Below are 22,770 nucleotides of genomic sequence, written 5' to 3' on the forward strand. Positions count from 1 at the left end.
TACGGAAATAAACCGAGCCGGTAAACAGTAGCGCTTTGCTATACCTGCAACTATAAACTAAAAACCGCTGCTCTCTGGTGTCAGAAAGCAGCGGCGCTATAGTTGGGTGTATAGTTTATAGTTAAAACAGACCGAATAGTTCTACCTGTATCTTCTCTATTATTCCGCCCAGGTCTTCAGGGTTGGCCACAAAGTCGAGGTTGTTTACATCTATTACCAGCAGTTTGCCCTGTTTATAGTTTGCCATCCACTCGTTGTAATGGTCGTTCAGGTTGCGCAGGTAGTTTATGCTGATGCTGCTTTCGTAGTCGCGGTTACGCTTTTCTATCTGGCCAATTAACTTAGGCAGGTCGGCTTTCAGGTAAATCATCAGGTCAGGAGCCTTTACCATGCTGATCATCGACTGAAAAAGGGCAAAGTAATTCTCGTAATCGCGGGTACTCATCAGCCCGGACTGGTGCAGGTTTTTAGCAAAGATGTGGGCATCCTCGTAAATGGTACGGTCCTGTATTACGCTGCGATCTGTTTTTTGTATTTCCTGCACCTGGCCAAAGCGGCTGTTCAGGAAAAACACCTGCAAATGGAAGGCCCAACGCTCCATGTCCTCATAAAAATCCTTCAGGTAAGGGTTGTTCTCAACTGCCTCCAGGTACAGATCCCACTTAAAATGCTGGGATAGTTTAGTGGCCAGGGTAGTTTTGCCGGCGCCAATATTACCGACGATCGCAATGTGCATATAAAACTAAAATTTTGGTAAAAGCTGAAGACAAAAGTAAGTGTTTTTAGCCATATCCAAGTTGCATAATATAGTTGTTTTATTGTATAATAAACACAATATTATAGCTACCTAATAACGCATTAATTTAGCTGCAATCACACTGCTCACGTACACATTAATGTACCAATTTATAGTAAGCTATGACGAAGGGACACAACCAGAGCCACCACAAACAAAGTGGGCAAACACCGTCAGGGTCAGTTAGCAAGGGGGAGAGCCGCCACCTGAAAGACCAGCCAAAAGACAAAAGTCCGGACCAGGGTCGCAACCAATACAAAGAGCAGTCTGGTAACACAAAAGGCCGAAACGCTATTTAAAACAAAATGCCCCAGCAGCTATAGTTGCTGCAGGGGCATTAAACAAGTAATGCCAAGTATAGTTTATCGTTTTTCGCGCATTTCGTTATAAGCTTCCTGGGCTTCGCGGCTTTTTTTAAGCGTGGCAAATTCTACCTGCAGGGCTGCTATTTTTATTTTATCACTGTTGTTCAGGTTTTCCAGCACTTCCGCTTTGCGGGTATTCAGTTCGCCAAATACAAACTCGGCATAATCCCAGTCGCGCAGGTTCCAGCGGCGGCGGTTAGCACGGGTATAATCTGTTAGGCGTATATAGGCGTCGCGCAGGGCGGCAGGTTTTATGGCGGCAATGCGGGTTGTTCCGGTCATCAGGTTTTCCCAGCGTTCCAGTTCGCTGCCATCCAGGTTAACAGACTGGCGTAGTTCGTTGCGCTCCTCCCACTCGCTGTAGCGGCTTTTATACTGGTTATACTCTGTTTTCGACTCCTGCGACAGTTTTTCGGTGTTCTTATCAAGCCCTGATGTTAGCGCTTTAAATTCCTGTTTTACGGCAGGCCATTCAGCACGTGTTACGCTATCGGCCTGTGCCGATTTTTTACGCATCCAGGTGCGCAGGTTTGTCAGGTCCTGCTCCAGTTGCGATTTGGTTTGCGCCTGTGCGCCAACTATAGTTCCGGTAAACAAAAGGGCCAGTACGTATTTTTTCACGGTTCTCATTTTGTAAAAGTATAAACTGATTTAATAACACCAGCTATCCAGTAAATATTATGCCAGAACTATACTTACACTTAAATTTTGAAACAATATTTAAGCTCCCGGCAACCCTTACACCTATATAAAATTGTACTATCCTTTAGCTATAGTTTACGTTTAATGAGTTAAAACTATAGTTGCCTATACTTCAATGGCCTGCCAAACAAGCTGCCAGCATCTCAAAATCAAAACCATACCATGAGCAACCCAAGAAGCAGCTTTCACGAAACCGTTGTTTCTATAACCAATAAAGATGAGATTATTCTGAGTGCGGACAAGTTCCCGTTCAGAACCACCCTTAGTTTGTCTCCACTCATCTCTTATTGGGAAAAAAAAGCTATCACAGACTCTAGTTGTAACATTGCCCGCGTGCGCGAACTGGCCGAACTGCTGCGCCAGACACCGGCCTTGCTGCAACCCATCGAACACGTAGACCTGATCGAAGAACACATCCGGACAGTTGATATACTGATGGAAGATATTTTCCCGAGCGCCCTCTGGGAAAACGACTTGCGTGCCGTGGTGCTGCCTTTCCATTTCGATAGTTTTTATGCCACGCCCCGCCTGGAAGAACTACGCCTGCTGAATGGAGAAAACTATACCGAAAAACTTAACCTGGACCTGAAAACCCTGTTGTTCCGGCTTACGCTTTCGGCCTACACCATTGTACTCGAGAAGTTTTACAAAGCTAATTTCAGGGTAGACCAGCCGCTTATTTTTACCATAAAAGATAAGTTTACCCAACTGGAGCGCCACTATAAACTGAGCATAGACCTTAAGTTTATGGATGTGAAGGTAAATGGCGAACTGAAAAAACTAAAGCCGCAGGAAATTAACTTCCTGATAAACCGCTACAACAACCTGGACCTTTGGATGCAGAAACTGCCTCCGGAAGACTTTGAATTTACAGGCTTTGCCATCTACGATTTTACAGACGTAACAATGGAAGAAACCATCTCCTCGTTACGCTACGACCTGCTGGAGAAAAACGCCGTTACCGCCGAAGATAGTTTTAAAAACCTGCAACAAAAACTGCGGATACTTTTCGGGCTGCCGGGTATAAAGTTTGGGTTGGCCTCTTGCCCTGCCATGCAGGAGTTTGACACTACCTATGCCCGCAAGATCTGGAACGGACTGGTGCTGACCCAGCAATGCGACCTGCGCCTGGAAAACTTGCGCGGCTCAATTTATGAACCAGTAATAAAGCACGGCCATACTATAATTGTAGAAGACCTTAAACTGTTTGACAATCCGACCCGCATTGAACAATCGCTGCTGGAAGATGGCCTGCGCAACCTGATTATAGCACCACTGCAGTATGAAGGCCGCATAATTGGATTGCTGGAGGTCGCTTCACCGATACCTGGCGAGCTGAATGCCCTTTCTATGATCCGGCTGAAGGAAATATTGCCGCTTTTTGCTCTGGCCATGCACCGCGGCCTGGAAGAACTACGCAGCAGCATCCAAAACGTCATCAAGGAGAAATACACTGCTATACACCCGGTTGTAGAGTGGCGCTTTACGCAGGCTGCTATCAATTTCCTGGATAAAATGGAACGCAACGCAACTGCCGAAATTGAGCCTATCGTGTTCCGGGATATTTACCCGTTATATGGTGTGTCGGATGTGCGCAACTCTGCTACGGAGCGTAACAAAGCTATACAAGGCGACCTGCTGGACCAACTGGTGCTTGCCAAAGAAGTGCTGCTGGCCGCAAAAGACCACCTGCCACTGCCTATACTGGATGAGCTTACCTTTAAGATAGACAAGTATTCGCATAACATTATGTCGGAGCTTGGCTCTGACGATGAAGCGCAGGTGCTGGATTTTTTGAGAAATGAAGTAGAGACCCTCTTTAACCACTTCCTGAAAACCAACCCGCAAACCGAACAGGCTATTAAAGTATACAAAGCGGCTACTACCAACCCCTATAATGTGGTGTATAACAAGCGCCGCGCCTACGAAGAAAGCCTGTACATGATAAACGAAACCATTTCGTCGTTCCTGGACCGGGAAGAAGAGAAAGCGCAGGAGATATTCCCGCATTATTTCGAGAAGTATAAAACCGACGGATTAGAGTATAACATTTACATAGGGGCATCGCTGCTGAATGGGGGCAACTTTGAGCGCATTTACCTCAAAAACATGCGGTTATGGCAACTAATGCTTACCTGCGAAATTGCCCGCCGCATACAAAACCTGCGTGCTACCTTAAAACTGCCTTTAGAGATAGCGCAGCTTATACTGGTGCACAGTGATCCTATTTCGATCCGGTTCAGGCTGGATGAGAAGAAGTTTGATGTGGAAGGTGCCAGCAACATTCGGTACGAGATCATTAAAAAACGCCTCGACAAAGCTGTTATCCGCGACACCGAAGAGCGCCTGACACAGCCCGGCAAAATTGCTATCGTGTATACCCAGCAAAAAGAGGCCACCGAATACTTGCGCTACATCGAGTTTCTGCAGTCGGAAGGATATATTGAGAAGAACGTGGAAATGCTGGAAATAGAAGAGATGCAGGGCGTGCAAGGCTTACGTGCTTTGCGCGTATCAGTCAGCTTTAAAGAGCAGCTTCGCCACGATATTGACTCCGGCGATGAATTGCTAACTATAGCCCAAAGTGCAAGTTTGAATTAAATAAACCAAAGACACAAATATAGGAAAAGTTACATACTTGGCAATTTGTTAAATTTTTTAACATGGCCTTAGGTGCGTTTAAACCAATATTCAAGACATTAATTATCAAGTATTTAACTTTGCATTTTAGCGCACCCATAATCTGCGACAAAAATATTTTTTATTATTTTTTATAACCAAGTGCAATTATTTTTCGTAATCCGCCGTTCTTAACCCAACACCAGCTTAGGTAACTGGTGATTTCATAGTTTTCACGTTTTCAACTTTTAGCCAAATGAAATTGAAAAACAGAATTTTACCTGCCATGCTATTTTTCGGCGTGGTAGCCTTCTCATCTTGTGATGACAAGGAAAAAGATGCACTTGCACCATCTATTGAACAAGGCGCAATTTCTCATGTAATGGCCGACTCTTCTGAGGTTACTTCTTATACCTATGCTGGTAAAGAACTTTCGCAGATAAACTATTACGACAAAGAGACTGGTGAACTGGAGTCTTTCGAAAAATTCGTTCGCGATTCTAAAGGTAACGTCATCAAATCATCAACACATGCCGGCACTAACCACACAGTGCTTTCGGAGCAGGACTACAAGTACAACGACAAAAACCAGCTCACCCAAACTACTGCCTCGTATTACAACGGCAGTAACCTGGAGTACAGCGCTGTTACCACCTTCGATTACAACGCTCAGAAAGAGCTGAAGAAGAAAACAGTTTACGAAGGTAAAGATGTAGCATCAGCCAAACTAAAGTCATACACTACTTACGAGGTACTTCCAAACGGCAACTATGGCCAGGAAAAGCAGTTTGTTGTTGATGGCAAAGGCAAAGGTAAGTTGTTCTCTACTACCACGTATTCTTACGACAGCAACCACAACCCATTCTTCCTGCACGGCGAGCCGGGCGCTTCGGCAAGCCCGAACAACATAACAGTAGCTTCTACACTGGTGCATGCCAGCAAAAAATCGTACCGCTACACGTATACTTATAAGTACGATGAGCGCGGTTACCCAACCAGCCAAACTGTTACCTCGCCTTCTGGCAAGGCAGAGACTTTTACTTACTTGTACAGCAACTAAGTATCAGAGCACATTAGTTTAAACAATAGCGGCTACAGGGCAATTCCTGTAGCCGCTATTGTTTTTATGCCCCCTATAGTTATGCTATATCACCATTTAAATCGCTATATTTGCTTTATACCTCATAACTAACATACATGTCAAAAACCAGAATAACGGTAAACAACAATGGCTCGCTGCGCATAGAAGGTGAGTTTGAAATAGTGGATAAAGATGGAAATGCTTACGGTTTAGGCGGTCGTACACTGGTGTCAGTTTGCCGTTGCGGTCTTTCTAAAAACAAACCGTTTTGCGATGGTTCGCACAAAGGCCATTTTGAGCACGATGCCCAGGCTTTCGACCTTCCTGAAAAGAAATAACACAAACACTGTACGCTATAGTTTGCCATGCCAGAACGTTTAGTAACTATTGCCGCCTTTAACGAACCCACCGAAGCCCATATTATGAAAGGCCGGCTGGAAGCGGAAGGTATACTTTGCTTTCTGAGCGATGAGCATATAGTTGGGGCACAGCCCTTTTACTCGGTGGCTGTGGGTGGCGTAAAGCTAAAAGTAACTGAGCAGGACGAAGAAGATGCCCGCGCCGTAATGGCCCGCATACAAAGCGGCAACAGCGAATTTTTGCTGGATGATAACATAGAGTTGGCTCCTCCTATGCAGGAACACGTAATTGCCACTACCTGCCCCAAATGCAACTCCGACCACATTGCCGAAGAGAAGTATAATAAAACTGTATTTTCGCTGAGCTACCTGTTGTTTGGGTTTCCGTTACCTTTCCTGAGCCACAAATACAGGTGCTACAACTGCGGCCATACCTGGAAAATTAAATAAAAAAGGAGCCCGAGCGGCTCCTTTTTCTATTGTAAGCACTGCCTATAGTTACCTTTTGGCCAAACCTGAAAGGCTGCAAACAAAAAGTAAGTGAATACTATTTAGTGCCTGTTAATTCATTTACAAACTGCACATATTCGGCACGGGCTTCATCCTGGCTTTTGCCTTGCAGCTTTTTCCAGGCATCCCATTTGGCAATGTTCTTAAAATCGAAACCGCCCGGGCGCTCGGTATTCACATCCCCTTCAGAGCTTTGCTTGTAAAGTGCATATAGTTTAAGAAGCACATCGTTAGATGGGCGTTCGGTTAGTGCTTTAGAGCGCTCTGCTGCGCTTTCAAATTCCTGTTGTGTAGCCATCGTTTAAAGTTATAGTTTGAGGATGCTCTAAAATAGCCAAAAGTATTATGCAAGCATAACTTTCCGGTGTTTTATTTTTTCCCTTAATCTACGTACATTTAGTTGCCGCCACGCAGGCTGCAGCTTATCACTTTAAATCACAGACACACACTATGAAAAACCTGAAACCTGCAGCCGCCTATGTAGGCACGCTGCTCTCTGCTTCGTTGGTGGTTGCTACAGGCTGCTCGCCCGGAAACACTACTACGGCTACCAATACCACCACCACCGAGCAAACTGCAACAGCTACCACTACAGTTGCAGAACCACAGCCACCGGTTGCCAAAAAGGTACCAAAGCAGCTTACCCAGCACGGCCACACCCGCACTGACAATTACTATTGGCTAAACCAACCGGAAGACCCGGAAGTAATTGCCTACCTGAATGCTGAAAATGCCTACACAAAGCAGATGATGGCACATACCGAAGCCCTGCAGGAGAAACTTTACAACGAAATAGTGGGCCGCATCAAACAGAAAGACGAATCAGTGCCATTTAAGGAGGACGGTTACTGGTACTATACTCGTTTTGAGGAAGGCAAAGAATACCCGATCTATGCCCGTAAAAAAGGCACCCTGACCGCGCCGGAAGAGATTATGGTAAATGCCAACGAACGCGCCGAAGGCCTTAGCTATTATGCTGCCTCTGGCATGAACGTGAGCCCGAATAACCAGCTGCTGGCTTTTGGCGAAGACACCGTGAGCCGCCGCAAATACACTATCCGTTTTAAAGACCTGAAAACCGGAAAATTATTACCAGACCATATACCGAACACAACGGGCGGTGCCGTATGGGCCAATGATAACAAAACCGTATACTATACCATGAAGGACCCGGCCTTGCGTTCCTTCAAAATCTTTAAACACACCTTAGGCACACCAGCCACGCAAGACAAGGAAGTATACCACGAAGCCGACGAAACCTTCAGCACGTTTGTGTACAAGACCAAGTCAGATAAGTATATTATAGTTGGCAGCTCCAGCACGATGGCCAACGAGTATCGTTACCTGGATGCCAGCAACCCGAATGGCACTTTTAAAGTGATTCAGCCTCGCGAGCGCGGGTTAGAGTATAGTGTTGACCACTTTGGCGACAAGTTTTACATTGTAACCAACAAAGATGGGGCTACCAACTTTAAACTAATGCAAACGCCTGTTACCAAGCCCGGAAAAGCCAATTGGAAAGATGTAATTGCGCACCGCGAAGATGTGTTGTTAGAAGGTATCGAGATATTTAAGGATTACCTGGCCTTGCAGGAACGCAAAAACGGTCTTACCCAGATCAGAATAAAAAAATGGAACGATCCGAAAGTAGATTACCATATTGATTTCGGGGAAGAGACTTATGCTGCCAACATCGGCATGAACCCTGACTTTGACAGCAAAGAACTACGCTACGAGTATAGCTCACTTACCACGCCTAATTCTACCTACGATTTTAACATGCAGACAAAAGAGAAGCAGCTGCTGAAACGACAGGAAGTGGTAGGTGATTTTGACCCGGAACGCTACGAAGCCAAGCGCATTTATGCTACCGCCGACGATGGCACCAAAATTCCGATATCGCTGGTGTACCGCAAAGGCCTGAAACTGGATGGCAATAACCCTACTCTGCTGTATGCTTATGGCTCGTATGGTAACAGTACCAATGCCGGCTTTAGCTCTGTACGTTTAAGCTTGCTTGATCGTGGTTTCGTGTATGCTATTGCCCACATTCGGGGTGGCCAGGAGATGGGCCGTAAGTGGTACGAAGAAGGTAAAATGCTGAAAAAGAAAAATACCTTTACCGACTTTATTGATGCATCAGAATACCTGATAGCGCAAAAGTATACTAACCCGGATAAACTGTTTGCACAAGGCGGTAGTGCTGGCGGGTTGCTGATGGGTGCCGTGGTAAACATGCGACCTGACCTGTATAAAGGCGTACTGGCTGCTGTACCATTTGTAGATGTGGTTACTACTATGCTGGACACAAGTATACCACTTACCACAGGTGAGTTTGATGAATGGGGCAACCCGGCCGAAAAACAGTATTACGATTATATGCTGTCGTACTCGCCATATGATAACGTAGAAGCCAAAGATTACCCGAACATGCTCGTAACCACCGGCCTGCACGACTCTCAGGTACAATACTGGGAACCAGCCAAATGGGTAGCCAAGCTCCGCGACATGAAAACCGATGATAACATGCTGTTGCTGCACACCAACATGGAGGCCGGTCATGGCGGCGCTTCAGGCCGTTTCCAGCGTTACAAAGAAACTGCCCTGCAATATGCGTTCATACTTAACCTGGTCAATCAGAATAAGTAATTTTAGGTTATAGATAAAAAAGGCCGCTGCTATACTTTAGCAGTGGCCTTTTTTGTAATGTCATTTCAAACTATGTGAAAAATCTGTTTGCAACTATAGTTGGTGAAGACCTAGCAGCGTGCGCAGCTCCTGCTAGCGTCTAATACGGTTACTTCTTCGTCATCCCAAGCATTCTTGAGACGCGAGTCGAAAAGAGCCAGCGTAGCTGTGAGGGATCTTATATGGCCTATAGTTTTGCATTTGTTATTTCGACGAAAGGAGAAATCTGTTTCGGTTATAGTTTCTGATTGATTCAACTTTAACCAAGCTATCCTTTCAAACTTCTTGAATTCCTGGGAGCTTTACTTACCTATCGTTTCATCTCAAGCTTTGGTGCCCTCACGGCCGGGAGGCCCCGTCTTAGGGCATCGCGCTGCTGCCTTCTTGCTATCCTCGTACCTCGGATTGGCTCATGCCACCGCAACAAGTCAAAGGCGCTCAACCCAAAGACTGCGATACTTCTACTATTGGCCGCTATCTATAGTTTGAACCAGTAAGCTTCGAGATTGATCATGGCTATAGTTTCGTAGGGACAGGTCGCGACCTGTCCGCTCACAGGCTTTAACTATAGAACTATAAAGTCAGCTATAGCAGAAAGTCCCCCTTTGAAGGGGCAAGGGGATGACAACGGGAACTATAGAAATATACTGTTAACTATAGCAGTCCCAAAAAACTCCCCTCCTTAGACAAGGAGGGGCTGGGGTGATTCGATAAACGAACTATAGAATCATAGCCAGCGTCCTTGCCGTAGTTGTCCCTGCCGGGCCAGTTGCATCTGGAGATACAACATCATAGTTAGTCACGAGTCTGGAGACTCGCGCCAGCGTATGAATAGCTAAAAAAACCCTCTCCTGTTTTTAGGAGAGGGCTGGGGTGAGGTAAAATGCCAGCGATGGAACTACGTACGCTACCAGTTCTAAAAAACTTAACTAACTGAAACTACAATTTTACCGAATTGCTTACCAGCTTCCATGTAACGCATGGCTTCTTCGGTTTGCTCCAGTTTAAAGATACTGTCAACTATAGGAATTATTTTTTTATCGCGCACAAACGCTACCATTTCGGCAAAATCCTGGTTGGTGCCCATGGTGCTGCCATGTATCGCCAGTTGCTTCCAGAATATTTCCGCTGGGTTTATCTGCCCGATCATACCGGTAGTACCACCATAAATGCCGATGCGCCCGCCCGGCTTCGCCAGCTTTACTAACTGCACAAACCCTTCGCCAGCAGCGCCATCTATACTTACATCAAAGCCACCAACTATAGCTTTCAGCTCTTTGCCCCAGTTCTCTTTTTTATAATTGATACCACCTGTGGCACCCAGTTTTTTGGCCGCTTCGATCTTCTCGTCAGAGCCGGACGTTACCCATACTTCGGCACCAGCGGCAATGGCAAATTGCAGGGCAAATAAGGCAACTCCACCACCTGCACCGGTAATCAGCACTTTCTCGCCAGCCTTTAAACCGCATTTAGTAAACATGGCACGGTAAGCAGTAACACCAGCCAATGGCAGGGAGGCGGCTTCTTCAAAACTTAAATGCGCTGGCTTCTCATGCAGGTTGGCAGCTCGTACTTTTACGAACTCGGCAAAAGCACCATCTTCGGGCATGCCCAGCACTTTATAGTTATGGCTATGCGCGTGTGGGTTGTCGCCCCAGTCTGACGACGGATCTATAATAACTTCTTTCCCAATCCAGCTTTCAGCTACACCTTCGCCTACTTCGGTAACTATACCAGCGCCATCCGAGCCAAGTATAGTTGGATACTCTTTCGTGAAGTAACGCCCATACTGAATATACACGTCGCGGTGATTGAGTGCGGCAGCTTTTACCTGTACGATGGCTTCGCCGGGGCCGGCAACTGGCTTTTCTTTCTCTATCAGTACAAACGGGGAATTTATGGCTTCCAGGTATATCGCTTTCATAATCAAACTATAGGTTATTGCTAGTACAAAGGTATCATTTCCGGCTAAAGCACAAAGCTGTAATAGGGTTGGCATTTATTACTGCAGCGTTTAACTTGCACCTATAGCTACAATTTTATGAACAACTATAGCATCAGAACTGCCACTATTGCCGACATCCCAACTATAAAAAAGCTGGCCGAAGCTACCTGGGAACCAACTTATAAAACCATACTTACCAAAGAACAGATTGACTATATGTTTGAGGTAATCTATACTTCTAAAGCTTTGGAGAACCAAATGCAGGATGGGCAAACATTTTTATTGCTGTTTGAGGAGGAAATTCCGCTCGGTTTTGCCAGCTATAGCTTAAAAGATGCCGATGCTAATGTGTACAAACTGAACAAAATATACCTGTTACCCGGGCGCCAGGGCAAGGGGTTAGGCAAATTGCTTTTAACCTATGCCGAAAATGAAGTACGGCAACTGGGCGGGACTATACTTGACCTGAACGTAAACAAATTTAATAAGGCAAAACAGTTTTATGAGACCTGCGGCTACCATGTGCACCACGAAGAAGATATTCCGATCGGCTCCTATTGGATGAACGACTATGTAATGCGGAAGGAACTATAAAAAAGGGCAGCCACACGGCTGCCCTTTTTAGCTACTTTAAACTTAAGCAAACAAAATTCTGGTGTTAGTTATGAGCTATCGGATCTGCATTACCATCCGGGTCTCCGGTTACATAACCATCTGTGCTAATATTCCCTAGCAACAACAGACCTGCCACGTGCGGCGACGCCATAGATGTACCACTGATCGTGTTATATGCACCACCTTTCCAGGTTGACTTGATGCTTACACCAGGGGCACAGTAATCTACAGGCGGGTTGCCATAGTTAGAGAACGATGCAAACTTATTATTGATATCCATCGCAGACACAGTATACACGTTAGCGTGGTTCACGCGTGCAGGCGATGATGTATTGGCATGTGCACTTTCGTTACCAGCCGCAATAGCAAATTTAATGCCCTTGCCCGCAGCATTTAATACCGCCTGGTCTAACGCGTCAGAAGTAGGTCCACCTAAGCTCATGTTAGCAGCGTCACCAGATTTACCATTGGCAGCTACATAGTCTACACCAGCAATTACACCAGAGTAAGAACCGCTTCCACGGCTGTCAAGCACTTTAACGGCAACTACAGTTGCATCGTAAGCCACACCTACCACACCAATGCCATTACCTTTTTTAGCGCCTATCGTTCCGGCTACGTGCGTTCCGTGTCCGTTGCCATCGTCGGCGCTACCTGCATCTCTGCCACTTGTAAACATGGTCACGCTGCGGGCTACATCTACGTTCAGGTCTGGGTGGTCAAGGTCTATACCTGTGTCAATTACCCAGGCAGTTTTACCAGCACCGCTGGCCGAGCCAACACGCGTAACACCGTAAGGTACTTCTTCGCCGGTAGAGCCGCCGCCACCAGTACCTGGTTTGGCAAGCATTACTATTCTATCTGGCTCTATGTAGGCTACACGGTCATCGTTGCGTAGTTTTTCAACATCTGCAGGTGTAAGATTTGCAACCACACCAACCAGCGCTTTGCCGTAAGCCCTCTCTATAGCAAAGTCCTTAACGTTGTTAGCTTTAAAAACATCCACACCCATTTGGCGTGCTCTTTCCATACTCTGCGCATGTGTAACAGCATCACTCATACGCTCATTTCCTTGCTTAAATACAATTATGTATTTACCAGGAATAACAGCTCCGTTTTGGCTGTTTTGCTGTAAAGCATCTTCCGTAGCTACTGCATCAACTGTTTCGGTATCGCAGGATGTAAAGGTGAACGAGGCTGCAACAATAGCAGTACCAAACAGGACTGACCGCATGGTATTGCGAATTTGTAAGGTGTTTTTCATTTGTTTTTAAGGTGTTAAAGTGAAAAATAGGTAAGCAATTTTAATCCGGATTTATTGTAATATATTGAATATGCGACACATAGGCAAATCATTATATAGTTAACGTACCATTTTCTTGCTAAATCACTATACAGGTACCTTCTTTACTTGTAATTTGTAACACAGGCTATAGTGCTTATCCTTACAACCCCGCATAAACGTGCAGTAACAACCTGGCTAACCGGCAAATGCTACTTTACAGAGGTAGCAACGTATACCTTGTTTACTATGGTTGTAGTTACATACAAAACAAACATTATAAATATAATTCAATTAACGTAATAAACTACAGAAACGGACATTGGCATAAATGAACTGAATTTTGTAGCTTGAACCTGAACAAAACCTGAAAAACGTGAGAAGCCTGCTCCTGAAATTTTCTTTAAATAATATATTCCTGATTGTCAGTGCACTGACGCTGTTAGCCTGCGGTCAAAACTCGGGAGACACAACAACAGATGCGCCAGCCGCCAAAACAGAAATTAACCCGGATACGATAGCGATCACTCCGGAAAATGTAAAACAGGTTTTGACCGATTATGCTGCACGTCACCCTGATAGTATAGCTGTAATTACCACCCGCCATGGCACTATTAAAGTGAGATTATACAAAGAAACTCCCATGCACCGCGCCAACTTTGTACGCCTGGCCAAATCCGGGTTTTACGATCAGGGGGAGTTTTACAGGGTTGTAAAGGGATTTGCTATACAAGGCGGCGACTCAGATAACCGCACCATGCGCCAGACTGCTTATAAAATACCACAGGAATTTAACCGGAAGTACATACACAAGAAAGGCGCCCTGGCCATGGCCCGCTACGGCGATGACCGTAACCCCGACAAAGAATCATCATCGCATAATTTTTACATAGTGCAGGGCGAGCCAGTAGAACTATACGAACTACGCGAGTGGGAAAGAAAGCATAATATTACCTATACCCCCGAGGAACTTAAACTATACCAGACGCTGGGCGGCGAACCATCGCTTGACACGGAATATACTGTGTTTGGTGAAGTAATAGAAGGCCTGGATGTAGTGGATAAGATTGCAGAAGAGCGTGTAGGTGCCAGCAGTTGGCCAGTGCAGATAGTGCCGCATACTATAAAAGTGCAGTAAGAGTCGGTTTTATAGTTTTAGCGGCCAGGTTACGTATTGTTACTTCCCTGGTTAGCTGTTTTTTGCTCGTCTACTACATACAGGGGCCTGCCTTGCACGTTGTTAAACACGCGGGCCAGGTACTCTCCTGCTATGCCTATACAAATAAGCTGCACACCTCCCAAAAACAGTACGCTCAGAATAATAGATGCCCACCCTTCGACATAATCTTTAAAAACCAGCCGCGCCAGCAACGTATAAATCATCAACAGGAAGGCAATACCGGAAACTATAAAACCCAGCATCGAAGCCATTTTAAGCGGAAAATCAGAGAAGGAAGTAATGCCGTCGAAAGCAAACCGGAGCATTTTGCGGTAAGTATAGCCGGAGGCACCATCAAAACGCTCCTCGCGGGTGTAGTTTAACCAGGTTTGCCTGAAGCCAACCCAGGCCACCTGGCCACGCAGAAACTTATTACGCTCAGGCATCTGTCTTAACACATTCACTACTTTAGCATCCATTATCCTGAAATCGCCGGTATCTAACGGAATGTTTACATGCGTGATACGGGAAAGCAATCGGTAAAAGAATTTGGCAGTCACTTTTTTCAGATAGCTTTCGCCCTTTCGGTAAACTCTGCGGCCATACACCACTTCAAAACCTTCCTGCATTTTAGCATATAGCTCAGAAACTACCTCTGGAGGGTCCTGCAGGTCGGCATCCATTATCACTACTGCTTTTCCGTTTGCCACATCCAGGCCGGCCGAAACAGCTACCTGGTGCCCAAAATTCCGGCTCAGACTTACATAACTGACCGCCGGATTAACAGCCGCCAACTGCTTTATTACCTGCAGAGAATTATCTATACTTCCGTCGTTTACAAACACCAACTCATACGTAACCTGCATCCGGTGCACTACTGCAAGCAGCCTTTCGAGCAGCAGCGGCAGGTTTTTTGCCTCGTTGTAAACAGGTATAACTATAGACAGGTCTGGGTAGTTTGCTGCAATCTGGGTCATAGGGTTAACAGTGGCTTAATTACAAATATAGTAGTAAACCTAGGTTTATAGGTTGCTATATCCGTGTTTTATAGTTACCCCAAAAAATAAAGGCGCTGCAACGTTGCAGCGCCTTTATGCCATAGTTTATAGTTGTATTTACCAGATCTTTACACGGCTGTCCTGTGCCTTGAACATCTTATCACCCTGGTCGCAATCAAAAGCTTCGTAAAACTGCGGCATGTTAGATACGGGCCCGTTTGTTCTGAAACGGCCGGGTGCGTGCGGGTCGGTTAATATCTGCTGGTTCTGGGCTTCGTCGCGCATATTTACGCGCCATATCTGGGCCCAGGCCAGGAAGAAACGTTGCTCCGGTGTAAAGCCTGCAATCAAACCAGGGTTCTTATCTTTCAGCGCTTTTTGCAGGGCTGTATAGGCAATGTTAAGTCCACCTATATCGGCAATGTTTTCGCCCATAGTTAATTTGCCATTTACGTGTAGGTTATCTAAAACAGTATAGCCGCTATACTGCTGGTCAACCATGCTGGCGCGGGCATTAAATTTTTCTAAATCTTCTTTGGTCCACCAGTCTTTCAGGTTTCCGGCAAAGTCATACTTGGCGCCCTGGTCATCGAAGCCGTGGGTAAGCTCGTGCCCGATAACAGCGCCCATACCGCCATAGTTTACCGCATCATCTGCATTTGGGTCGAAGAACGGCGGCTGCAGTATACCGGCCGGGAACACAATCTCGTTCATGCTTGGATTATAGTAAGCATTTACGGTTGGTGGCGACATAAACCACTCGGTGCGGTCTATGGGCTGGCCTATTTTACCGATGTTCTTTTTAAAAGCAAACTGGCTGGCGCGCATCACATTGGCTGCATAAGCATTACGGTCTACCTGCAGATCTTTGTACTGTTCCCACTTATCAGGGTAGCCAATTTTTACGGCAAAGGCATCTAGTTTTTCGAGGGCGCGTTTTTTTGTTTCATCACTCATCCAGTCAAGTTCGGCCACGTGCTCTTTAAAGGCTTCCTGCAGGTTGTTTACCATTTCAAGTGCTTTTTGCTTAGCCTGCGGCGAGAAGGTTTTCTGTACATATAGCTGGCCTAAGGCCTCTCCTATGGCATCGTCTGTAGTGCGAAGCACCCGTTTCCAGCGTGGCTGCATCTCTTTGGCACCATTCAGCACTTTGCCATAAAAGTTAAAATTCTCCTGCACGAACTCCTGGCTCAGGTAAGGCGCCGAAGTGCGGGCAAGGTGCCATTGGGTATAGGTTTTCCAGTCAGTTACAGGTATACTTTTAAGCATATTGCTTAACTCTTTAAAAAAAGCCGGCTGCCCAACTATAATCTCTTTAGACGACTGTGCACCCATGCCCGTCAGGAGCTGTGTTATTTTCAGGTTCGGATTCTGTTTGGCAAATTCCTGAACGGTAGTTTTGTTATAGTTGGCGTACGGGTCGCGGAGTTCGACGCGGGTTCTGGATGCTTTTGCCAGCCTGGTCTCAATATCCATCACCGTTTTCGCTTTTTTTTGTGCAGTAGCGGCATCATCTCCCAGCAGCTTAAACATGTTCTGCAGGTGGGTCAGGTATTCGGTTCTTATAGTTTTAGAGCGTGCATCATCTTTCAGGTAATAGTCGCGGTCAGGCAACCCTAAGCCGCCCTGTGTGGCCCACAAAGCATACTGTGTACTTATTTTATCGTCCTGGGTAACATACATGCTAAAGTATCCGCTCACACCTTTTGTTTTCAGGTCGGCCACTGTCTTCACTAAATCGTCAGCGTTTTTGATGGCAGCAATGCGGTCAAGTTCTGGTTTTATAGGCGTTATGCCTGCTTTATTCACAGCTACCGAGTCCATGCCTGCCGCATAAAAATCGCCTACCAGCTGGGCCGGAGAACCTTTGGTGGAAGTGGTGTTAGATGCTGCTTCGGTCAGTAGTTCGCGCAGGACGGCGTTGTTCTTTTCTGCCAGTTCGTTAAAAGAGCCCCAGCGACTTTCTGAAGCCGGTATTGGGTTGTTTTTTACCCAACCACCGTTAGCATACTGGTAAAAGTCTTCGCAGGGGTTTACTGTAGTGTCCAGGTTGGCCAGGTCCAGGCCGCGGCCCATATTGGTTTCTGCGGTTCCTGTAGTAGTGGTTGCAGCACTGGTTTCATCGGTAGTGGTGGTGGTTGATGAACTGCAGCCCGCCAGCAGCATACCGGCCAGCGCGGCAGGATAAAGTAACAGTTGTCTATTTTTCATAAGCCTATAGTTTAATTCCGATTTCTGATCACAAGTATAGTTAACGCACGATACAATAGAATTAATACTGGATTTATAGTTTATAGTTGCTTTAGGGAGCTATCAGAGAAACTGGTGATGAAGGCTTTATACTTACAAACAAAAAAAACGTCCCGGCCAAAAGGATAGCCGGGACGTTTCAGAAGGGTAACGTTTATAGTTATTGTACCTGTCGGTTTTTAACGTAGGTATTCAGCCAGGTATCCATTTCCCAAAGCATGTGCAGGATAGATTCTTTAGCGGCATAGCCGTGGCTCTCGTGTGGCAGAAACACCAGTCGCGCAGTTGCTCCGTGGCCTTTCAGGGCATTGTAAAAACGCTCGCTTTGTATCGGGAAAGTACCCGAGTTGTTATCGGCCTCACCGTGGATCAACAGAATTGGTGTTTTAATTTTATCGGCAAACGAGAACGGCGACATTTTGTGGTACACGTCCGGAGCCTCCCAGTAAGAGCGCTCTTCCTGCTGGAAGCCAAATGGCGTAAGTGTACGGTTGTAAGCACCACTGCGCGCAATACCAGCCGCGAACAGGTTAGAATGCGCCAACAGGTTAGCCGTCATAAACGCACCATACGAGTGGCCGCCAACGGCAACACGCTTCGGATCAACTACACCCATGCTCACTACTTTATCGATAGCAGCTTTTGCGCTGGCTACTAACTGCTCGTTATAAGTATCGTTTGGTTGAGCATCGCCTTCTCCAACTATAGGCATATCTGTTCTGTCAAGTACGGCATAGCCTTGCGTAACCCAGAACAAAGGTGAACCGGAACTGATGCGTGTAAACTCGTAAGGTGAGCTTTTTACCTGACCGGCTGTGGCTGCATTTTTAAACTCGCGTGGGTAAGCCCACATCAGCATTGGTAACGGGGCGTCGCCTTTCTTATAGTCTTTCGGCAAGTATAAAACAGCGTTCAGCTTCACACCATCGTTACGCTCGTATTGCAGCATTTCTTTTTGTACGCCTTCCAGTTCAGGGGTTGGGTGCGGGAAGGTAGTTATCTGCGTCAGTTGCTTTTTGCCAAGGTGGCGTACAAAGTAGTTAGGTGCATCTTTCTCAGATTCTCTTCTGGTGATGATCTGTTTTTTATCCAAGTCAATGATATCAACCGGACGCTCGTAATAAGGCGCTTCAGAACGGAACAGGATGTTTGCTTTTTTAGACTTCAGGTTAAACTCACTCAGGAACGGACGGTTACCTTCCGGCGATCCACCTTCCGAGATCATGTAAATGTTTTGACCTTTTTTATCAGTTAGCAGTACACCACGGCCATACTTGTTTTTAGTATAAACAGGCGAGCCTGGGTCGTTGTAGCCATCTTCGTAAGAACGCTCGATTAGTATAGTTGCTTTGCCTGGTTTAGCTGTGTTGATCATACTGATACGCTCGGCACGGGTCTTCCACCAACGTTCGTTTACCAGCGCCATGTTTTCGCCCCATTGCATGCCACGGTATCTATAGTTTGTAGATGCCAGTTGGGTAGGCTTTGCAACAAAAGGAGCATCAAGGGTATAAACTATATCACGTATGGCAACTTCTTTGTTCGCATCGCCACCGTCTTGTGCTTCGGCCCAGTACAGGCTTGCAGCTTTATCTGGGCGCCAGCTATAGTTGCGAGGGCCTTTTGCCACGGCATCAAATGCAATCGGAATATCTTCGGCCAGCGGCAGTTGGGCCAGTTGCTTTACCACTTTGCCATCGCGGCTCCAAACCTCAACTGTGTACGGAAAGTTATAATGCGGCACTAAATAAGAGTAAGGCTTCTGAAGTGTTTCTACCAACAGGTATTGTCCGTCTGGCGATGTCTCCATGCTTTTAATAATACCCGGCTTGCCAATAGGTTGCTGTGCGCCATCTATAGTTACCAGCTTTAGTTGCGACTGCATGTAGTAGTCAAACAGCTTTTCGTCGTAGCGGTTCTTTAACAGATCCTGGTAGGTGCGCGATGGCTTTGCTTTGCCCAGGTTTTGCTGTATAGTTGGTCCGGCTGGTGCCAGTGGGCGAGCCGGCATTTCGCCACGCTTTTCATCTATAAACTTAACCACCAGCGTCTTGCTATCCGAAAGCCACTCGAAAGCATTGCCACTATAGGCATCGTTTATAGTTGCTGTGGTCAGTTTCTTGGCCTGTTTGGTAGTTATATCAGCAATCCAGAGTTCTATGCCATTGGCTACGGTGTTGGTAAAAGCAATATACTTTTCATCCGGAGACCAGGTAATACCTGCCAGGTTTGCATTTTCCGGGAGCCCTGTAATCTGGCTTTCCTGGCCACCTTTCACCTGCTTCAGTTTTATGTTGCTGATAAACGACCCGCGGCTCTGCCCGTTGGTTGCCGGGTTGATGCGCAAACCAGCCAGGCGGCTTTCGGGTTGTGCCAGCTCTCCTATACTTGGGTAGCCTGGTCGCTCCAACAATAGCATCAGGTCGCCTTTGGCGCTTATACTTACGGTTGGTGTTGCCGGCGCATCAATAATGCTGGCTATAGCCTGTGGCGGACGCTGGTAGCTCAAGTTCAGGTCTTGCGGGCTTTGTGCGAGTACAACAGGCGGCTGCGCGTTGCCCAGCAGTAGCAAGCCCAGCAGGGCTATACCTGCGGTTTTTGTTTTGTAGAGGTACATGTCAGTAATTAGGTTAGTTAGTGGTGCTTAGATGTAATTTAAGCAGAATAGTTTAATTACAGGCATGCTACTATCTTAAACTAAAAATGGCCTACCCAGCAAAGGCGAAATTAAAAACAACAGCAAATCTACCCCATATAAAAATCTAAGCGGCGAGATATGGTCGAATTGAACTGATAAACGCAAACTATAAGTAAGTACAGGAATATGTTAAAGGGCCTGCTTTTGTATTAGACTTTCTGTATATTAAAGCTTTAAACCCAAACTAACCTAACATGAAAAAAACATTACTGACTACTTTACTGGTGCAATGCGCTTTTGTGGCCTTCGCCCAGCAGGAACCTGTAGACCTGGACATGGTGCACCGCATCAAACAGGAAGGCCTGAAGAACTCCAAAGTAATGGAGACGGCTTTTTACCTGACTGATGTAAGCGGCTCACGCTTATCAGGATCTACCGGTTTGCAGCGTGCCAACGAGTGGTCTAAAAGCAAACTAAGCGAGTGGGGCTTAAAGAACGCGCACCTGGAAGAATGGGGAACGTTTGGCCGTGGCTGGGAATTCCAGAAATCGTATGTGGCCATGACGGCGCCTTATTACCAGCACCTTATTGCTACCCCAAAAGCATGGACACCGGGCACAAATGGCGAACTAAAAGGCCAGGCAATGCTGATTAAAGTTGAGAAAGAAGAAGACCTGGCACAATACAAAGGCAAACTGAAAGGTAAAATTATACTTACCCCTCCTACCCGCGAAGCCATCACCTCTTTTGAGCCGGATGCCAAACGCCATACTGAAGAAGATCTGAAAAAACTGGCGGCCAACCCAGATGCAGAAAACAACCAGCGCAACAACCGCAACATGACCGACTGGCGCGCCATGATGCAACTGCGCACCAAAGTAAACGAGTTTGTAATGGCCGAAGGCGCTGCAGCTATACTTAGCACGCGTGGCGGTACGCATGGTACGCACTTTACTACTAACGGTGCCCCGTATGCTGCTGATGCCAAGCCGGTATTGCCAGAAATGGAAATGGGTCTGGAGGATTATGGCAGACTAGTGCGTTTGCTGGAAGCCGGACAGAAGGTAGAACTGGAAATGGAAACTGAAACCAGGTTCCTGACTGATGACCTGAAAGGCTATAACGTAATTGCTGAAATACCTGGCACCGACAAAAAACTGAAAGACGAAGTAGTCATGCTGGGGGGCCACATCGACTCGTGGCATGCTTCTACCGGCGCTACCGACAATGCAGCCGGCGTGGCCGTAATGATGGAAGCCGTGCGTATACTTAAAGCCCTGAACATACAACCCAAAAGAACAATACGGATTGCCCTTTGGGGCGGCGAAGAGCAGGGCTTACATGGCTCGCGCGGCTATGCCAAACAACACTTCGGCGACCCGGCAACGATGGCTTTAAAAAAGGAGCACGAAAAACTATCGGCCTACTATAACCTGGATAACGGCACCGGTAAAATTCGAGGTATTTACCTACAGGGCAACGACATGGTACGCCCGATTTTTGAAGAATGGTTCAAGCCTTTCCATGACCTGGATGCCAATACCATTACGATCCGTAATACGGGCGGCACCGACCACTTAGCATTTGATGCACTTGGCCTGCCAGGTTTCCAGTTTATACAGGATGAGATTGAATACGACACCCGCACACACCACACTAATCAGGACAACTATGAGCGCCTGCAGCCAGAAGACCTGAAGCAGGCATCTGTTATAGTTGCATCCATAGTTTACCACACGGCCATGCGCGATAAAAAAATGCCGCGTAAGCCGCTGCCAAAACCTAGACCTACTACGTAATTCAGCAACTATAAAAAAAGCCCGGAACCTATGGTTTCGGGCTTTTTTGTGCAACTTTAACTATAAGCTTTATGTTGTAAATACACTGCACAAGAGCTGGTGCAGCTACTTTTAGCTACATGTTACAAATGATAAAAACCGAGGAACTTAAATCTTCTACCGGTAAAATATATTTAAAAATAAAAGCTGATCTGGCTGAAAAATGGATCTACAGTGACTGGATCGGATACCCAATGCCTGAGTATGTGGCTGAAGGCGCAATTGCTTACCTGGACGTTTTGAAAGCCCATAATTTTAGCAAAATCCTGAATGATAACCGTAACCTGGTTGGGCGCTGGGACCAGTCGCTGAACTGGATTAAAGAAGTATGGTTACCGTATGCTGTAAAATCCGGGTTAAAGAGATTTGCCCATGTTACACATGCCGATGCACTTGCCACCGGAGCTGCTACTATTATGCAGCAACTTGTAAAAGGCCACCTGGAGATGCAGGTTTTCAGTGACCTGGAAACGGCTAAAAACTGGTTACGAGAAATTAATCATTAAGCATTTCCTATAGGAATACAGCCAGTCTTATCTTTTTAAGGCAGATAGCTGTATAAGTACTTCAAGCAGTTCGTTATATTCATGAGCAAGAACCTCAACTTCCAGACACCCGATAAAGTAATTTATGTATGCACCGGCAGCAAATGCAAAAAAAAGGGTGGCAAAGAAAACGGCAAAGCATTGCGCGAAATGATTAAAAGTATGGGATTAAAAGGCCGCGTGGAAGTTGTAAAAACCGAATGCACCGACCGTTGCGACTTTGCGCCTGTTATGTGCTTTCAGCCGGATAATTATTGGATGCACCACGTAACAGAGCAACAGGCAAAACAGGCTTTTAACGATCATGTTCTGGGTAAACCAGACCAACTATAAGCATAACCAATAAAACAGAAATGCCTTTGATTTAAGATCAAAGGCAT

At 46.3% G+C, this 22,770-nt stretch carries 19 protein-coding genes; 11 read left to right on the forward strand and 8 right to left on the reverse strand.

Annotation, left to right across the window (positions count from 1 at the left end; all coding sequences use genetic code 11):
* Positions 1-121: 121 nt before the first annotated feature.
* Positions 122-736: a deoxynucleoside kinase gene (locus GWO68_RS03720; protein ID WP_162345082.1), complete on the reverse strand. Its 615-nt coding sequence runs from the start codon at positions 734-736 to the stop codon at positions 122-124.
* Positions 737-918: 182 nt separating this feature from the next.
* On the opposite strand from GWO68_RS03720, the gene GWO68_RS17720 reads away from it, so the two are divergent.
* A complete protein-coding gene (locus GWO68_RS17720; RefSeq protein ID WP_202923666.1) occupies positions 919-1,095 on the forward strand; it encodes a hypothetical protein in 177 nt (58 codons plus the stop codon).
* A gap of 63 nt (positions 1,096-1,158) precedes the next feature.
* Here GWO68_RS17720 and GWO68_RS03725 read toward each other — a convergent pair whose 3' ends face one another.
* A complete protein-coding gene (locus GWO68_RS03725) occupies positions 1,159-1,791 on the reverse strand; it encodes a hypothetical protein (RefSeq protein ID WP_162345083.1) in 633 nt (210 codons plus the stop codon).
* 234 nt (positions 1,792-2,025) lie between these two features.
* Between GWO68_RS03725 and GWO68_RS03730 the strand changes: the two genes are divergently transcribed.
* The 4 genes from GWO68_RS03730 to GWO68_RS03745 all read left to right on the forward strand — a co-directional run bounded on the left by GWO68_RS03730 (position 2,026) and on the right by GWO68_RS03745 (position 6,372).
* The gene (locus GWO68_RS03730; protein ID WP_162345084.1) at positions 2,026-4,464 is read left to right on the forward strand and encodes a GAF domain-containing protein; all 2,439 of its coding nucleotides are present in this window, start codon (positions 2,026-2,028) and stop codon (positions 4,462-4,464) included.
* Positions 4,465-4,738: 274 nt separating this feature from the next.
* Positions 4,739-5,542, forward strand: coding sequence for a hypothetical protein (locus GWO68_RS03735; RefSeq protein WP_162345085.1), 804 nt, complete (start codon positions 4,739-4,741; stop codon positions 5,540-5,542).
* A gap of 137 nt (positions 5,543-5,679) precedes the next feature.
* Positions 5,680-5,901, forward strand: coding sequence for a CDGSH iron-sulfur domain-containing protein (locus GWO68_RS03740; RefSeq protein WP_162345086.1), 222 nt, complete (start codon positions 5,680-5,682; stop codon positions 5,899-5,901).
* Positions 5,902-5,928: 27 nt separating this feature from the next.
* A complete protein-coding gene (locus GWO68_RS03745) occupies positions 5,929-6,372 on the forward strand; it encodes a putative signal transducing protein (RefSeq protein ID WP_162345087.1) in 444 nt (147 codons plus the stop codon).
* 97 nt (positions 6,373-6,469) lie between these two features.
* Here GWO68_RS03745 and GWO68_RS03750 read toward each other — a convergent pair whose 3' ends face one another.
* A complete protein-coding gene (locus GWO68_RS03750; RefSeq protein ID WP_162345088.1) occupies positions 6,470-6,730 on the reverse strand; it encodes an acyl-CoA-binding protein in 261 nt (86 codons plus the stop codon).
* Between the two features lie 152 nt (positions 6,731-6,882).
* On the opposite strand from GWO68_RS03750, the gene GWO68_RS03755 reads away from it, so the two are divergent.
* Complete coding sequence (locus GWO68_RS03755) at positions 6,883-9,081, forward strand: S9 family peptidase (RefSeq protein ID WP_162345089.1); 2,199 nt, start codon at positions 6,883-6,885, stop codon at positions 9,079-9,081.
* Positions 9,082-10,045: 964 nt separating this feature from the next.
* Here GWO68_RS03755 and GWO68_RS03760 read toward each other — a convergent pair.
* The gene (locus tag GWO68_RS03760; protein ID WP_162345090.1) at positions 10,046-11,044 is read right to left on the reverse strand and encodes a quinone oxidoreductase family protein; all 999 of its coding nucleotides are present in this window, start codon (positions 11,042-11,044) and stop codon (positions 10,046-10,048) included.
* Positions 11,045-11,161: 117 nt separating this feature from the next.
* Here GWO68_RS03760 and GWO68_RS03765 point away from each other — a divergent pair, with 117 nt between their 5' ends.
* Complete coding sequence (locus tag GWO68_RS03765) at positions 11,162-11,659, forward strand: GNAT family N-acetyltransferase (protein WP_162345091.1); 498 nt, start codon at positions 11,162-11,164, stop codon at positions 11,657-11,659.
* Between the two features lie 64 nt (positions 11,660-11,723).
* On the opposite strand, the gene GWO68_RS03770 is transcribed toward GWO68_RS03765, so the two are convergent.
* Entirely contained in the window at positions 11,724-12,944 is a 1,221-nt protein-coding gene (locus GWO68_RS03770) for a S8 family peptidase (RefSeq protein WP_162345092.1), read from the reverse strand.
* A gap of 394 nt (positions 12,945-13,338) precedes the next feature.
* Between GWO68_RS03770 and GWO68_RS03775 the strand changes: the two genes are divergently transcribed.
* Positions 13,339-14,100: a peptidylprolyl isomerase gene (locus GWO68_RS03775; RefSeq protein ID WP_317164484.1), complete on the forward strand. Its 762-nt coding sequence runs from the start codon at positions 13,339-13,341 to the stop codon at positions 14,098-14,100.
* A gap of 29 nt (positions 14,101-14,129) precedes the next feature.
* Here GWO68_RS03775 and GWO68_RS03780 read toward each other — a convergent pair whose 3' ends face one another.
* The 3 genes from GWO68_RS03780 to GWO68_RS03790 form a co-directional block, all read right to left on the reverse strand.
* Complete coding sequence (locus GWO68_RS03780) at positions 14,130-15,098, reverse strand: glycosyltransferase family 2 protein (protein WP_162345093.1); 969 nt, start codon at positions 15,096-15,098, stop codon at positions 14,130-14,132.
* A 138-nt stretch (positions 15,099-15,236) separates the two neighbouring features.
* Entirely contained in the window at positions 15,237-17,330 is a 2,094-nt protein-coding gene (locus GWO68_RS03785) for a M13 family metallopeptidase (protein ID WP_162345094.1), read from the reverse strand.
* A gap of 199 nt (positions 17,331-17,529) precedes the next feature.
* Positions 17,530-19,986: a S9 family peptidase gene (locus GWO68_RS03790; protein WP_162345095.1), complete on the reverse strand. Its 2,457-nt coding sequence runs from the start codon at positions 19,984-19,986 to the stop codon at positions 17,530-17,532.
* 275 nt (positions 19,987-20,261) lie between these two features.
* Here GWO68_RS03790 and GWO68_RS03795 point away from each other — a divergent pair, with 275 nt between their 5' ends.
* From GWO68_RS03795 to GWO68_RS03805, 3 genes are all read left to right on the forward strand, one after another.
* Positions 20,262-21,806 carry a M28 family metallopeptidase gene (locus GWO68_RS03795; protein ID WP_162345096.1) on the forward strand — a complete coding sequence of 515 codons (1,545 nt, stop codon included), beginning with the start codon at positions 20,262-20,264 and terminating at the stop codon, positions 21,804-21,806.
* Positions 21,807-21,925: 119 nt separating this feature from the next.
* The gene (locus tag GWO68_RS03800) at positions 21,926-22,351 is read left to right on the forward strand and encodes an STAS/SEC14 domain-containing protein (RefSeq protein WP_162345097.1); all 426 of its coding nucleotides are present in this window, start codon (positions 21,926-21,928) and stop codon (positions 22,349-22,351) included.
* Between the two features lie 81 nt (positions 22,352-22,432).
* Entirely contained in the window at positions 22,433-22,723 is a 291-nt protein-coding gene (locus GWO68_RS03805) for a (2Fe-2S) ferredoxin domain-containing protein (protein WP_162345098.1), read from the forward strand.
* The last annotated feature ends 47 nt before the right edge of the window (positions 22,724-22,770 follow it).

This window comes from Pontibacter fetidus (assembly GCF_010119545.1).
GTDB lineage: Bacteria > Bacteroidota > Bacteroidia > Cytophagales > Hymenobacteraceae > Pontibacter > Pontibacter fetidus.

Coding starts and splice junctions, on each gene's coding strand:
- GWO68_RS03720 (WP_162345082.1), bottom strand. CDS start 736: ATGCACATTGCGATCGTCGGTAATATTGGCGCCGGCAAAACTACCCTG.
- GWO68_RS17720 (WP_202923666.1), top strand. CDS start 919: ATGACGAAGGGACACAACCAGAGCCACCACAAACAAAGTGGGCAAACA.
- GWO68_RS03725 (WP_162345083.1), bottom strand. CDS start 1,791: ATGAGAACCGTGAAAAAATACGTACTGGCCCTTTTGTTTACCGGAACT.
- GWO68_RS03730 (WP_162345084.1), top strand. CDS start 2,026: ATGAGCAACCCAAGAAGCAGCTTTCACGAAACCGTTGTTTCTATAACC.
- GWO68_RS03735 (WP_162345085.1), top strand. CDS start 4,739: ATGAAATTGAAAAACAGAATTTTACCTGCCATGCTATTTTTCGGCGTG.
- GWO68_RS03740 (WP_162345086.1), top strand. CDS start 5,680: ATGTCAAAAACCAGAATAACGGTAAACAACAATGGCTCGCTGCGCATA.
- GWO68_RS03745 (WP_162345087.1), top strand. CDS start 5,929: ATGCCAGAACGTTTAGTAACTATTGCCGCCTTTAACGAACCCACCGAA.
- GWO68_RS03750 (WP_162345088.1), bottom strand. CDS start 6,730: ATGGCTACACAACAGGAATTTGAAAGCGCAGCAGAGCGCTCTAAAGCA.
- GWO68_RS03755 (WP_162345089.1), top strand. CDS start 6,883: ATGAAAAACCTGAAACCTGCAGCCGCCTATGTAGGCACGCTGCTCTCT.
- GWO68_RS03760 (WP_162345090.1), bottom strand. CDS start 11,044: ATGAAAGCGATATACCTGGAAGCCATAAATTCCCCGTTTGTACTGATA.
- GWO68_RS03765 (WP_162345091.1), top strand. CDS start 11,162: ATGAACAACTATAGCATCAGAACTGCCACTATTGCCGACATCCCAACT.
- GWO68_RS03770 (WP_162345092.1), bottom strand. CDS start 12,944: ATGAAAAACACCTTACAAATTCGCAATACCATGCGGTCAGTCCTGTTT.
- GWO68_RS03780 (WP_162345093.1), bottom strand. CDS start 15,098: ATGACCCAGATTGCAGCAAACTACCCAGACCTGTCTATAGTTATACCT.
- GWO68_RS03785 (WP_162345094.1), bottom strand. CDS start 17,330: ATGAAAAATAGACAACTGTTACTTTATCCTGCCGCGCTGGCCGGTATG.
- GWO68_RS03790 (WP_162345095.1), bottom strand. CDS start 19,986: ATGTACCTCTACAAAACAAAAACCGCAGGTATAGCCCTGCTGGGCTTG.
- GWO68_RS03795 (WP_162345096.1), top strand. CDS start 20,262: ATGAAAAAAACATTACTGACTACTTTACTGGTGCAATGCGCTTTTGTG.
- GWO68_RS03800 (WP_162345097.1), top strand. CDS start 21,926: ATGTTACAAATGATAAAAACCGAGGAACTTAAATCTTCTACCGGTAAA.
- GWO68_RS03805 (WP_162345098.1), top strand. CDS start 22,433: ATGAGCAAGAACCTCAACTTCCAGACACCCGATAAAGTAATTTATGTA.